This window comes from Nocardia asteroides (assembly GCF_900637185.1).
Taxonomy (GTDB): domain Bacteria; phylum Actinomycetota; class Actinomycetes; order Mycobacteriales; family Mycobacteriaceae; genus Nocardia; species Nocardia asteroides.
In genome coordinates, this window is sequence record NZ_LR134352.1 from 828,202 (window position 1) to 840,974 (window position 12,773).

16 protein-coding genes are annotated in these 12,773 nt (G+C 69.3%); 7 read left to right on the forward strand and 9 right to left on the reverse strand.

Features of this window, described 5'->3' with window-relative positions; translation table 11 throughout:
- Nucleotides 1-139 precede the first annotated feature (139 nt).
- Nucleotides 140-745, forward strand: a complete 606-nt coding sequence (locus EL493_RS03985) for a tetratricopeptide repeat protein (protein WP_019044303.1) — start codon at nt 140-142, stop codon at nt 743-745.
- A gap of 9 nt (nt 746-754) precedes the next feature.
- Here EL493_RS03985 and EL493_RS03990 read toward each other — a convergent pair whose 3' ends face one another.
- A complete protein-coding gene (locus EL493_RS03990; protein ID WP_019044304.1) occupies nt 755-1,093 on the reverse strand; it encodes a type II toxin-antitoxin system HicB family antitoxin in 339 nt (112 codons plus the stop codon).
- Nucleotides 1,090-1,362 carry a hypothetical protein gene (locus tag EL493_RS03995; RefSeq protein WP_019044305.1) on the reverse strand — a complete coding sequence of 91 codons (273 nt, stop codon included), beginning with the start codon at nt 1,360-1,362 and terminating at the stop codon, nt 1,090-1,092. Before EL493_RS03995 ends, EL493_RS03990 begins: the two co-directional genes overlap by 4 nt.
- 394 nt (nt 1,363-1,756) lie before the next feature.
- Here EL493_RS03995 and EL493_RS04000 point away from each other — a divergent pair, with 394 nt between their 5' ends.
- From EL493_RS04000 to EL493_RS04020, 5 genes are all read left to right on the forward strand, one after another.
- The gene (locus tag EL493_RS04000) at nt 1,757-2,077 is read left to right on the forward strand and encodes a hypothetical protein (protein WP_197724364.1); all 321 of its coding nucleotides are present in this window, start codon (nt 1,757-1,759) and stop codon (nt 2,075-2,077) included.
- Nucleotides 2,074-3,051, forward strand: a complete 978-nt coding sequence (locus EL493_RS04005; protein WP_019044307.1) for a hypothetical protein — start codon at nt 2,074-2,076, stop codon at nt 3,049-3,051. Before EL493_RS04000 ends, EL493_RS04005 begins: the two co-directional genes overlap by 4 nt.
- A 53-nt stretch (nt 3,052-3,104) precedes the next feature.
- Complete coding sequence (locus EL493_RS04010; protein ID WP_030201689.1) at nt 3,105-3,506, forward strand: roadblock/LC7 domain-containing protein; 402 nt, start codon at nt 3,105-3,107, stop codon at nt 3,504-3,506.
- A 10-nt stretch (nt 3,507-3,516) separates the two neighbouring features.
- Nucleotides 3,517-3,888 (forward strand): hypothetical protein, encoded by a 372-nt coding sequence (locus EL493_RS04015; RefSeq protein WP_019044309.1) that lies wholly within the window; start codon nt 3,517-3,519, stop codon nt 3,886-3,888.
- Between the two features lie 270 nt (nt 3,889-4,158).
- Nucleotides 4,159-5,013 (forward strand): cutinase family protein, encoded by an 855-nt coding sequence (locus EL493_RS04020; RefSeq protein ID WP_378768589.1) that lies wholly within the window; start codon nt 4,159-4,161, stop codon nt 5,011-5,013.
- Nucleotides 5,014-5,065: 52 nt separating this feature from the next.
- Here the strand turns inward: EL493_RS04020 and EL493_RS04025 are convergent, their stop codons facing one another.
- From EL493_RS04025 to lysX, 4 genes are all read right to left on the reverse strand, one after another.
- Entirely contained in the window at nt 5,066-5,686 is a 621-nt protein-coding gene (locus tag EL493_RS04025) for a histidine phosphatase family protein (protein ID WP_030201690.1), read from the reverse strand.
- A 35-nt stretch (nt 5,687-5,721) separates the two neighbouring features.
- Entirely contained in the window at nt 5,722-6,408 is a 687-nt protein-coding gene (locus EL493_RS04030) for a hypothetical protein (protein ID WP_019044312.1), read from the reverse strand.
- 35 nt (nt 6,409-6,443) lie between these two features.
- Entirely contained in the window at nt 6,444-6,782 is a 339-nt protein-coding gene (locus tag EL493_RS04035; protein ID WP_022566562.1) for a hypothetical protein, read from the reverse strand.
- Between the two features lie 167 nt (nt 6,783-6,949).
- A complete protein-coding gene (lysX, locus tag EL493_RS04040) occupies nt 6,950-10,267 on the reverse strand; it encodes a bifunctional lysylphosphatidylglycerol synthetase/lysine--tRNA ligase LysX (protein ID WP_019044313.1) in 3,318 nt (1,105 codons plus the stop codon).
- Nucleotides 10,268-10,388: 121 nt separating this feature from the next.
- Here lysX and EL493_RS04045 point away from each other — a divergent pair, with 121 nt between their 5' ends.
- A complete protein-coding gene (locus EL493_RS04045; protein WP_022566561.1) occupies nt 10,389-10,610 on the forward strand; it encodes an RNA-binding S4 domain-containing protein in 222 nt (73 codons plus the stop codon).
- Nucleotides 10,611-10,779: 169 nt separating this feature from the next.
- On the opposite strand, the gene rraA is transcribed toward EL493_RS04045, so the two are convergent.
- The 3 genes from rraA to EL493_RS04060 all read right to left on the reverse strand — a co-directional run bounded on the left by rraA (nt 10,780) and on the right by EL493_RS04060 (nt 12,771).
- A complete protein-coding gene (gene rraA / locus EL493_RS04050; RefSeq protein ID WP_030201693.1) occupies nt 10,780-11,268 on the reverse strand; it encodes a ribonuclease E activity regulator RraA in 489 nt (162 codons plus the stop codon).
- A 38-nt stretch (nt 11,269-11,306) separates the two neighbouring features.
- A complete protein-coding gene (locus tag EL493_RS04055) occupies nt 11,307-11,762 on the reverse strand; it encodes an SRPBCC family protein (protein ID WP_019044316.1) in 456 nt (151 codons plus the stop codon).
- Between the two features lie 64 nt (nt 11,763-11,826).
- Nucleotides 11,827-12,771: a CopD family protein gene (locus EL493_RS04060; RefSeq protein ID WP_019044317.1), complete on the reverse strand. Its 945-nt coding sequence runs from the start codon at nt 12,769-12,771 to the stop codon at nt 11,827-11,829.
- Between the last annotated feature and the right edge of the window lie 2 nt (nt 12,772-12,773).

Below are 12,773 nucleotides of genomic sequence, written 5' to 3' on the forward strand. Positions count from 1 at the left end.
TGAACACGGCACGCGCACAGTGTTTTCGGTGCCGAAGCAAACGACGTGGCTGATCTCCGGTGCAGCACATAGACTTTCCGTTATCGATGTGTAACCGGTGATGACCCGAGGGGGAGAAGTGCCGTTACCGCCGGGAACGATGGCGAGTCTGCATCGCGCCGCCGAGCGCGGAGATGGCACCGCCATGCACAACCTCGCCAACATCTACTTCGATCACAGCGATTTCGACGCCGCCGAGCACTGGTTCCGCCGGGCGGCCGCCGCGGGTCACACCAGGGCGATGAACAATCTCGCGGTGCTGCTGGACAAGCTTGGTGAGTTCGACGAGGCCGAGTCCTGGTACCGGCGCGCCGCCGCGGCGGGCAACGCCAACGCCATGTACAACCTGGCCACCCTGCTCTACCAGTGCGGTGACCGGCGCGACGCCGAAACCTGGTACCACCACGCCGCTTTCGCGGGCAATGTCGACGCGATGTACAACCTGGCCCGCCTCTACGAGGATCACGACCAGCTCGACGAGGCCGAGTCCTGGTACCGCGACGCCGCCGACAACGGCGACATCGACGCCATCAACAACCTCGGCATGCTGCTGCGCCGCCGCGGCGCCCTCACCGAGGCCCGCCGCTGCTTCCGCCGCGCCGCCGACCACGGCCACCCCCGAGCCATGGCCAACCTCGCCGCCCTCCTCGACTCCCAGGGCGCCCACCGCGAAGCCGAATCCTGGTACCGCCGCGCCGCCGGCTGACCGGTGACGTCAGCTCGCCGCCAGGCGCTGGTTGGCGAGCTGATTGAGCGAGACGTTCATCTCTGCTGCCTCGCGAACAAGCCTGGCGTGCAGTTCAGCCGAGGTGCGGACGAGGAACTTACCGCTGTAGCTGCGTTCCGCCAACGGTGGCGGTACCGGTTCCTCGTTGGCTGCCAGGTCGTCGATCGTGTCGGTGACCAGCGCCCGGATGCCGACCAAGGCCTCCGTCTGATCGGTCGCGAGCCACGAGAGGGACGGAAACTCCGCACACAGGCCAACGAATTCGTCGTCTTCCGGCGACCAGAGGACGCGGTAGGCGTAGTGCCGCGGATCGTAGCGCTCGGTCACGAGACGTCCTCCTCCCTTCCTTGCCACTCGACCAGTCTGTCGATCGCATCGAGCACTTGTCTCACCTGGTAGATCTTGGCAGCTCCGTTGCTGCCTTCCTGAATATTGACACGGGGATCGCCGGGCCACGGTGTCTTGAACACCGCATGACTTGTCCCGTGCCGCCGGGGTCGGCCGAAGTGCTCGCGGCACACCAACTCGAGATCGGCGTACCGCACGTTGGTTGGTGCCTCGCGCATCTTGGCGAGAATCTTCTCGGCCTTCCCCATCGGTCAATAGTATCGCCGACGATACTATTAGTCTAGAGGGGTTGGTGGGGTCGATGCCATGGGTCTGGCGGCGGCGCGAAGACGGGTTGCCGGTTCGTAATGTTCGCGAGATGGTCGCCGATCATGAAAATGGTTGCTGAGCACGGATTATGCCGTCTTGTAGCGAATCGGGTTCTGGTTACTCAAAAGTATTGATACCGAGCGGTTTTCCAGCAAACCTCAGCAAATATTTTGGGGCGCAGCAATTTTCCGGCGTTCGAGGTGCGGGAATTTGCGGGGCGGTATAACGTCTCGGTTCGATAAACCTCTCGACGACAGGCCGGGGCGTGTGAATTCTCTCGACGGTTGCCTCAAGCGGATCATGGATATCCCGGGTGCGTGCAGCGTGACACTGGTGGACGGGGCCAGTGGGTTGGCGATCGCCGCCGCGGGGGTGCACGAGATCGTCGACGAACACGAGGACGCGGCGGGGACCACCGACGTGGTGCGCGCGGTGCTCGGCTGTTCGGCGCTGGCGAACGGCCGCGACGGCGACGACATCACCGAGATGGTCGTCTGCCGGACCGGGGGATTCCACCTGTTGCACCTGGTCGACGGTGATTTCGACGGCAGGCTGTTCGTGCACGTCGTCTTCGACGGCGACACCGCCAATCTCGGCATGGCCCGCTACCAGCTGCGCGGCGCCCTCGACGAACTGACGGGCGGCGGTCGATGAGCCTGGCGCTGGCCGAGGAACTGCACCGGCTCGAGGAAGAGGGCTCGACCGGCATCCTGCGGGCCGGCGACGGGGAATTCCATCTGGCGCGCGGCGCGATCGCCTCGGCGGGCTGCCGGCGCACGATCGGGCTCGACCGGCTCGTCGTCGAGGCCGGTGTCGCGACCGCCGAGGACTGGCGGCGCGCGGGCGCGGGCGATCCCGGCCCGTTGCTCGACCGTCCGCGCCTGGAGAGCTTCGCGCTGCTGTCGGTCTTCGACGCCGCCTACTTCCTGCTGGCCTCGCCGGGGGAAACCGAATTCCGGCCCGCGCCCGAACATTGGCTCGCCCCGGTCTGCCGGGTGGCGCCGCACACGCTGCTCCAGGAATGCGCCCGGCGCGGCGACCCGGAGTGGGGGCCGTGGCCCGCCGACCTCGTCGCGGCGGTGCCGGTGGTCCCGGCCCGCCGGGTGCGCCGTAATCGCGTGGTGCTCACCGGCGGACAGGCCGAGGTGCTCGCCGCCGCCGACGAACGCCGCAGCGTCGCCGACATCGCCCGCGACCTGGGCCGCACCACCTACGGCTGCCTGGTCGCGGTGCGCGAACTCACCAGCGCGGGCCTGATCACCGAACCCGACCGGGCGGCAGCGCAACCCGCCCCCGACGACGTGCGCCCGCCCGGCCGCCACCTCTCGCTCGCACCGGCACCGGCCGAGGACACCGGTCGCCACCGGCAGCCGATCGCGCCTGCCACCGGCGTGCCCGCGTTACCGAGGCGGATTCCGTCCGCGCTCGGCGGCGCGACGACGGCTCGTCCGTCGCAGTCGGGGACGGGCGAGCGAGCCGGGCGGCACGCGGTCGACGAGGAAGCGACCGCACCCGCCCGGCGACGCGGCAACCAGCCCGGCGCCGCACCGTACGAACCGGAGCGCTGGCGACAGGTCGACCGTGAAGTACTCATCCGGCTCAGGGCGGCGTTGGAGGAGCTTGCGTGACCGTGCGGAAGAAACTGCTCGGTGATTGGAGGGGAAGGTTGACGAAGGTGGCGATGCCTGTGCCCGAACGGAACACGGCCGTGCTGGCCGAACTGAAGTCGTTGCGGGAGCGCGTCCCCCGCCTCACCGGTTCGGTGGTGGCCTCCAGCGACGGACTGCTCATCGAACACGACCTACCCCCGCACATCGAACCCGCGGGCATGGCCGCGATGGCGGCCGCGCAGCTGTCGCTGTCGTACCGGCTGGCGACCACCGCGCACGGCGGCGGGTTCAACGAGGTCGTCGTGCTCGGGACCGAGGGGCAGGTGGTGATCTACGCCGCGGGCTACACCTCGCTCACGGTGCTCGCGGGCCCGGAAGTGAACGTCGGCCGGCTCCATCTGGAGTCGCGACCGGTGGCGCGCGCCATCGCCGAACATCTCGCGGCGGCGCTCCCGAAGGAAGAAACCGATTGAAAGGCAATACATGTCGAACATGGATCTGGCACTGAAGGACATGATGGTGATCGACGGTGCGATAGGCGCCGCGGTCGTCGACTACAGCAGCGGAATGGCGCTGGGCATGCTCAGCAGCAGCAAGGCCCTGGATCTGCAGGTCGCCGCGGCGGGCAACACCGAGGTGGTGCGGTCCAAGCTGCGCACCATGGAGCAGCTGGGCCTCAACGAGGAGATCGAGGACATCCTCATCACCCTCGGCACGCAGTACCACGTGATCCGCCCGATGACCGGCCGCAAGTCCAAGGGCCTGTTCCTCTACCTCGCGCTCGATCGTGGCCGCTCCAACCTGGCACTGGCCCGGCATCGCCTCAAGGGCATCGAGGAAGACCTGGAGGTGTGAGCGCCGCACGGCACCTCGGATGAGAATGTCGGCGACTCCGCGTGGCCGCCGACATCCCACCGTCACGCGACTGTCGGAAATCGGACATGGACGAGTGGTCATGTGGCGGTGCGACGCTCGTACCTCTATTGTGATTCGCGGCGAGGTCTGGCGGCGGAGCTGCAGGTCACGTCGGGCTTATCGGGGTTTGCTCTGCGATCACGAGCAAGGTTGGACTGGAGCGGCATGCAGTTGAGGAAAGCTGTCGCGGCGCTGGGTGCTGCCGCGGCGATGACTACCGGAATCATGATCGGCAGCACGAGCGCCACCGCGGCGCCCGGCTGCCCGAGTCTGTACGTGGTGGCGATCCCCGGCACCTGGGAGACCGGCCACGACAAGGCACCTGGACCCGGCATGCTGGCCGGGGTCACCAACGGCCTACCCCGCAACACCGAGGTCGACTACGTCACCTACGCCGCCACCGCGTTCCCGTGGGAAGGCGACGTGTACGGCCAGTCCAAGAAGCAGGCGGTCGACACCGCGCGCGGACTGATCACCGCCAAGCTCGCCGCCTGCGGCGACACCGACATCGCGCTGGTCGGCTACAGCCAGGGTGCCGACGCGGCGGGCGATCTCGCCGCCGAGATCGGCACCGCCGTGAGCCCGATCTCGCCCACCAAGGTCAAGGCCGTCGGCCTCATCTCCGATCCGCGCCGCTCGCCCACCGACATTCAGGTCGGCCCGATCGCCGCCGGCGCGGGCGCCGGCGGTGCCCGTCCCGGCGGCTTCGGCTGGATCAGCGACCGGGTGCGCACCATCTGCGCGGTCGACGACCTGTACTGCGCGACGGCCACCGACGACTTCGTCACCCGCTTCGCCGGCTTCCTGGCGCAGAGCTCGGACGCCAACCCGGCCAACATGTGGCGCTACCAGATCGAGGCAGGCGCCATCGTCAACGACCTGATGGCCCACGGCGGTGTCCCCACGCTGCAGGCCCAGCTCTCGGAGGCGGCCAACCAGCAGCGCGCCAAGGACCTGGAGCGCTTCTACCGCTCGCAGGCGCACACGCTGTACGGCAGCTACCCGGTGGGCGGCGGCCAGACCGCCATCAGCTGGATGCACAACTGGATCGCCCAGCAGGCCTGAGTTCCCCTCGGTCAGGGCCCGGTGTCGTCGATCGGCACCGGGCCCTGCCGCGTCACGGGGTGGCGCGGGACATGTTGCGCGGCAGCAGGTCCCACACGTGGCCGTTCTCGTTGATGGTGGCGGCCGTGCGGGAGCCGGTGCGTGAGTACAGGATCCGGGTCACCGAGCAGTAGTCGATCGGGAAGGTCAGCGGGCGGGTCAGGCCGAGGATGTCGGCCAGCAGCACGTTGACGACGCCGCCGTGCGCGAAGGCCACCACCGTGTCGGTCGGGGCGGCCGCGGCGACCAGGCCGTCGATCGCGGTGAGCACGCGCGCGGTGAAGGCGGCGCCGTCGATCTGCTCGGGCAGGAAACCGGCCTTGATCCGGGCGTAGGCCTCGGCGAAGTCGGTCTTGGCGTCTTCGATGGGGATGTAGGCGGGCAGGTCGCGGTCGTATTCGGCGAGATCGTCGAACACCTCGACCGGCAGGCCCCGCGCGGCGGCGGTGGGGGCGGCGGTTTCCCTGGCCCGCCGCTGCGGGCTGCTGACGATGCGGGCGATGTCGTGGGCGGCCAGGGCGGCGGGTACCCGCTCGGCCTGCTGCCCGCCGATCCCGGTGAGACCGGGGTCGGCGGCGGTGGTGTCCCCGACGACGCGTTCGGGCTGGGCGTGACGCACGAGAATCAACTGCACGCCGCCCACTCTGCCGTATGTGCCGCCCGGGCACCTCACGGCGCCGGGTCGATCTCCTCCCGATGGGTGACGTCGGCGGTGTCGACGATGATCATCTCGCGGCCCTCGTCCAGCAGGACCTTCAGGAAACCGGGCGGATTCTCCATCACATAGCCCTCGATCACCCCGTCCCTGGTGGTGATCCGTTCGAGCGAGACCCACGGGTTCTGCACCACGGCGGCCAGGATCAAGGCCGCCAGCGTCACGATCAGCACGGAACTGCGCAGCACCCAGTGCACCACCCGGTAGCCTTCCCGACCCTTCCGGCCTTTGCGGTAGAGCAGCACCAGGACCAGGGCGAGCACGCCGGCCACCACCGGTACCCACCACATCCGGTAGGTCCACAGCAGGGCCGCGGTGAACAGGGTGAGGGTGATCAGCCAGGCCAGATTGCCCGCGTTGTCCCAGCTGGGCCTGCCCAGCCGGATCTGATGGACCAGGGCGGTCGGCAGCAGGACGGCCAGGGCGAATCCGCCGACGTCCGGCGCGGCCATCAGTGTGCCGATGACCATCGCCGCCACGTCGTCGATGCCGATCGTGCCGACCACGGAGAACGCGGCGTTCCAGTCGTAGTCGGTGATCGCGAACAGCCGCAGGAGCAGGAACAGCGCGGCCAGGCCGGTCGCGGACAGGCCCTTGGCGACCAGGTGGTCGTTCGAGGACTCGCGGGGGTGCCTCGTCATCGCGCGAGGATATCGCCGCGAGTCCCTCGATCAGGTCAGGGCTGGCCGTACGGCGGCTGCTGGCCGTAGGGCGGCTGCTGACCGTAAGGCGGCTGACCACCCTGCGGGCCGCCGTAGGGCGGCTGGGCCGGGGGCTGGCCGCCGCCGTCGTTCTTCTTTTTCTTCATCAGCAGGATGCCGCCGACGATGAGGACGACCACCACCAGGCAGCAGATGCCGCCGATGATCAGGAAGCCGGAGCCGCCCTTCTTTTTCTTCTTCGCCGCGAGTTCCATCGCGGTGTTCACCGTGTCCGAACTTGCCAGGGTGTCGAAGCTGCTCGACAGCATGTGCGGGTCGACCAGTGCGGCTGTGGTCAGCAGGTCCAGATACATGTAATCCCATCCCGTGTGTTGTATGGTCCGGCATCCTCCCGGTGCCGGAACCTTCGAGACTAGCGGTGCCGGTGTGACTTTCGGGAAGAAAGCCTCGCGAGAGCGCGCCAGTGGTTGTTGATCGCGGCGAAGCCGCTTTTCGTTTACACCAGGGTCCGGGTACCCATTCAGCGCGGTTTAACCAACGGGAACGGCAGAGTCTCCCTGATGCTGCGGCCGGTGATCAGCATGACCACCCGGTCCACCCCCATGCCGAGGCCGCCGGTGGGCGGCATCGCGTGCTCGAGCGCCTGCAGGAAATCCTCGTCGAGCTCCATGGCCTCGGGGTCGCCGCCCGCGGCCAGCATGGACTGTTCGGTGAGCCTGCGCCGCTGCTCGACCGGGTCGGTGAGTTCGCTGTAGGCGGTGCCGAGTTCGACGCCCCAGGCCACCAGGTCCCAGCGTTCGGTCACCCCGTCGATGCTGCGGTGCGAGCGGGTCAGCGGCGAGACCGAGGTGGGGAAGTCCAGGTAGAAGGTGGGTTCGGTGGTCTGGGACTCCACCAGGTGCTCGTACATCTCGAGCACCACCTGGCCCGCGTCCCAGCCGTGCTGGTAGGCGATGTCGGCCTCGTCGCACAGTTCGCGCAGGCGGTCCAGGTCGGTGCGGGTGGTGATCTCGGTGCCGATCGCCTCGGAGACGGCGCCGTGCACGGTCTTGACCCGCCATTCGCCGGAGATGTCGATCTCGTCGAAACCGCCCTCCCCGTTGGGGCGCAACGCCACCTCGGCCCCGTTGGCCGCCACGGCCGCGTCCTGGATGAGCCGGCGGCACAGCTGCATCATTCGCAGGTAGTCGCTGTGTGCCTCATAGGCTTCCAGGATCGTGAACTCGGGATTGTGGCTGAAGTCCACGCCTTCGTTGCGGAAGGTCCGGCCGAGTTCGAACACCTTCTCCATCCCGCCGACGCACAGCCGCTTGAGGTACAGCTCGGGGGCGATGCGCAGGTAGAGATCGAGGTCGTAGGCGTTGATGTGGGTGCGGAACGGGGTGGCGTTGGCGCCGCCGTGCACCTGCTGCAGGATCGGCGTCTCGACCTCGAGGAAGCCCCAGCTGAACAGGGAGTTCCGCAGCGAATGCAGCACCGCGCTGCGCTTGGCCATCACCTCGCGGGTCTCCGGGTTGATCGCCATGTCGACGTAGCGCTGCCGGACCTTGGCCTCGGAATCGGCCAGGCCGCGCCACTTGTCGGGCAGCGGGTGCAGGCACTTGCCGTTCATCCGCCAGTCCTGGGCCAGCAGCGACAGTTCGCCGCTGCGACTGGTGCCGAGCTGGCCGCTGACCTCGATCAGGTCGCCCAGGTCGAACTGCTCGGTGAATTCGGCGCTGCGGTCGGCGCCGACGCGTTCGGCGTCGATGAGCAGCTGGATCTCGTCGGTCCAGTCGCGCACCACCGCGAAGATCACCCCGCCGTAGTCGCGGATGCGCAGCAGCCTGCCCGCCACCCGGACGGTGGTGCCCTTCGGGCACTTCCGGGCCGCGGCGATGGTGTGCGTGGGCGGGTAGGCCACCGGGTAGGCGTCGACGCCGGTGGCGGTGAGCCGGTCGAGTTTGGTCATGCGCACCCGGACCTGCTCGGGCCTGCGCGGACCCTGCTCGGCTTCGTCGCCGTCGGCGGTGTCGGGCGGGGAACCGTCGGCGTGCAGCCCGGCCAGGCCCGCGGGGACGGCCGGGGTGGTGCCGGTGTGCACGGCGGCGTCGGGTTCCGGGCCGAGCCGCGGCAGGAAGCCCTCGGCCAGCCCGCTGGCGGTCGCCACCCGCGGCAACTGCCTGCGCTCCTCGAACAGGATGAAGCGCGGCACCCAGCGCGGGTGGTACTTCACGTTCGACCGGTACAGCGCCTCGAGCTGCCACCAGCGCGAGAAGAACAGCAGCACACCGCGCCAGGCCCGCAGGATCGGGCCGGCGCCGATGCGGCCGCCCTCCTCGAACACCGAGCGGAACACCGCGAAGTTCAGCGACACCTTGGTGATGCCGTACTGGTCGGAGTTGAGCGCCAGCTGCGAGATCATCAGTTCCATCACGCCGTTGGGGCTGTGCGGGTCGCGGCGCATGAGTTCCAGCGAGACGCCGGTGCGGCCCCACGGCACGAGCGACAGCATGGCGTGCACCCGCTCGTCGTGGTCGACGGCCTCGACCAGCAGGCAGTCGCCGTCGAGCGGGTCGCCGAGCCGGCCCAGCGCCATCGAGAAGCCGCGTTCGGTCTCGGTGTCGCGCCAGGCGTCGGCGCGGGCGACGATGTCGGCGAATTCGGCGGCGGGGATGTCGCGGTGCCTGCGCACCCGGACGCTGAAGCCGTTCTTGCGCAGCCGGTTGGCGGCTTGGCGCACCTGCTTCATCTCGGGTCCGGCCAGTGAGAAGGTGCGGGTGTCGAGGATCGCCTCGTCGCCGAGGCGCAGGGCCGAGAGCCCGGCGTTGCGGTAGGCGGTCGCCCCGATCTCGCTGGCGCCCATCACCGCCGGCGCCCAGCCGAACCGGTCGGCCAGCTCCAGCCAGGCCTGGATCGCTTGCGGCCAGCCCTGTCTCGGCCCGATCGGGTCACCGCTGGCCAGGCAGACGCCCACCTCCACCCGATAGGTGACCGCGGCCTTGCCGTTGGGGGCGAACACCACCGCCTTGTCCCTGCGGGTGGCGAAGTAGCCGAGCGAGTCGGCCACGTCGCTGTCGGCGAGCAGGCCGCGCAGCGCCGACTCGTCCAGCCCGGTCATCGCGTTGGCGGCGCGCTGGGAACGCAGCAGCACCACCACCGCGGCCAGCAGCGCGAGCGCGCCGAACAGACCGAGCAGGAAATTCACCCACGGCCGCGGATGGCCGTCGAAATGCTCGTTGTCGACCAGCACGGCCGCGGTCACCCGGTACACCGCCCACAGCGGGCGTTGCGGGCCCGCGGGCAGCGTGCCCGGCGCGAGCTCGACCAGCCCCCAGCCGATCAGGCAGCCCAGCGTGAGCCCCGCGATCAGCACGCCCAGCGCCTTCCACAGCGCGCCCGGCCTGACCCTGGTGTAGAACTCCGACCGCGCCGCGATCAGGATCCCGATGACGACCAGGTGCACGACGCAGGCGACGAGCGCGTCCACATCGTCCTCGGTGAAGAAGTCGACGATGTTGGTCACCGTCCAGAGCACCAGGTAGACGAGGAGCAGCCACCACGCCACGCGTTTGCGGGCGGCGATCGCCCCGGCCAGCAGCCCGACGACCAGCGCCCACACCAGGCTGGTGTCGGGTGCGTCGAAGTAATAGGTGTCCACATAGTGGCGCGGGGTCTGGGTGAGATGCCGCAGCGCTGGTGAGAGGCTCCACAGGACGCACAGGACCGCGAAGACACCGAGCACCGACCCGGTGATGTGCGGTACCTCGGCCAACCTGCCCCGCCCGCGATGCGGAACGGCAGCGCGGTCCGGCGGGGCCACGACGGTGGGTTGCTGCTCGGCCTGCGTGAGGGTCACCGATCCAGTGTGCGCGCATCCCGACCGGTTGGGTATCGCGCTCGCCGCGGCGTGTTCGTCACCCCGGCGGCCGGTGGGGGCGGGTGCGCGCGGGTTTTCGTGGGGGAGTAAGTATTAGCGCATGTCGGAACCAGTCGATGTGCCGATCGATGACGATGTCATCAAACTCGGGCAATTCCTGAAACTGGCCAACCTGATCGATTCGGGCTCCGAGGCCAAGACGGTGATCGCCCAGGGTCTGGTGCGCGTCAACGACGAGGTGGAGCTGCGCCGCGGCAGGCAACTGCAGGTGGGCGACGTCGTCGTGCTGGCCGGGCACAAGGTGCGGGTGTCGGGGAACTGACCAACCCAGCCCCGCACGCCCGACCCCGAGGAGGGCAGGCCGCGTAGCGGCCGTCACGGCCGTCCCGTCGGTCAGGTGCCGTTGCGTAGGCGACGTAGGAGCAAGCAACGGTGCCTGACCGACGGGACTCGAGGGGCCGTGACCTCGAGCGCGCCAGCGCTCCGAAAACTCAGTCCTCGGCGCGGACCACGACGCCGTCGTGGTCGCTGTAGAGCATCTCGCCGGGGACGAAGGTGATGCCACCGAACTCCACGGTGACGTCCTTCTCGCCGCTGCCGGTCTGCGTGCTCTTGCGCGGGTTGGTGCCCAGCGCCTTGACCCCGATGTCGAGGGTGCGCAGGATCGCGGAGTCGCGCACGGCGCCGTTGACGATGACGCCGGCCCAGCCGTTGTCGACGCCGCGGCCGGCGATGATGTCGCCGACGAGCGCGGTGTGCACGCTGGCGCCGCCGTCGACGACGAGCACCTTGCCCTCGCCCGGCTCGCCCAGGGTCTGCTTGACCAGCAGGTTGTCCTGGAAGCACCGGATGGTGGTGATCCGCCCCGCGAACGCGGCCCGGCCACCGAACTGGATGAACTGGGTGTCGCAGCTGCGGATCTCGGGGCCGATCTCATCGGCCAGATCGGCGGTGGCCACAACATTCGCTGATTCGGTCATGGCCTGCATTCTGTCAGGCGAACGGCCGGATCGGGGTTTCAGGCACCGGCCTGATGCGCCTTGGCTATCTCGGCGACCAGGCTGTCGGTGGTGTGCTTCACGGCGATCTTGACGAACGGTTCGATCGTCTTACCGAGCATCTTGCCCGCGATGCCGCCGGGCACGAAGTACTCGATGGTCGCGTCGACGGTGCACAGCGCCTCGCCCTTGGGATAGAAGTGGAACGTCGAGATGATCTCGAAGCCCTTGATCGACTTGATGCCGATCACGCGGCCCTTCTCCCATTTCACGACCTCGACCCGCGACTTGAGCGAGGCGGGGCCGAGCTTCATGTGGCCGTCGAAGGTCGCGCCGAGCCCGTCGGTCTGCTCGGTGACCGGGACGAAGGATTCGATGCCGTACAGGAAATTCGGCAGGTTGCGGTAGTCGTTGACGTACTCGAACGCCGTCTCGGCGGACGCGGCGCAGTCTTCGACGATCCTCACTTCGGTCATGGCTGTCACTGTAGTGGGTTCGTACATCGTCCAACGAGGACGGACGCGACGGTGAGCGACGCCACTACGCGGTGCCGGCGAGGGTGGCCGCCAGGCCCAGCGCCACCGCCATCACCGACACGTCGACCACTGCGTTGCGCAGCGACACCTCGGCGGTGACCCGGTGATCGGCGGCGCGCCCGACCCAGGACCGCCGCCACCACCAGCCCAGCCCGACCAGCACGCACAGCACCGTGAACTTGGCCAGCAGGATCCGCCCGTACCCGGTGGACCACAGCGGCGTGAGCCCGCCGAGCCGGACCAGCCCGTCGATCAGGCCGGTGAGCGCGACCGCGAGCACCAGCGGCGCCGCGAACGCCGAATAGCGCGGCAGCGTCGCCGCCCACTCGCCGCGGGTCCGCAGCGCGACGGCCATCGCGAGCAGCAGGCCGAACCAGCCCGCCGCGGCCAGCGCGTGCACCGCAGCCAGCACCGAACCGAGCATCTGCTGGGACATGTGCCCGGTGATCGGGCGCAGGGCCAGCGCCACCGCCGCGAACACCACCACCAGATCGGCCGAGGCGGCCTCGCCCCGGCGGAAGGCGAAGGCCGCGTAGCAGGCGACGGCGCCGGTGCAGAACAGGATGGCGATGCCGATCTGCCCGCCGCTGAGCTTGCCGAGGAAGGTGGCGAACGCACCGGCGCCGAGCTCGGTCACCGGCACGCCGACGATGCTCGCCGCGTCGCAGACCAGCACGGTGAACTCGGCCGCGAACCAGACTCCGGCCAGCACCGTCACCGGCCGCCAGGCGACCGTCAGCCGGTCGTTGAGCCGGGGCAGCGCGGCCAGCCCGAGCACGGTGGCGCCCGCCGCGTCGGCGATCACCCTGGCGCACGCCGCGCCGGGAAATCCGCCGTCGCCGCGCAGCGCCCAGGCCAGCGCCACGCCCGCCACCGCCGCGACGACGACCGGCACCAGGACCCGCCACTGCCGTGGCGTCGTACCGGGCGCCCGGCGACCGGTCACCATCG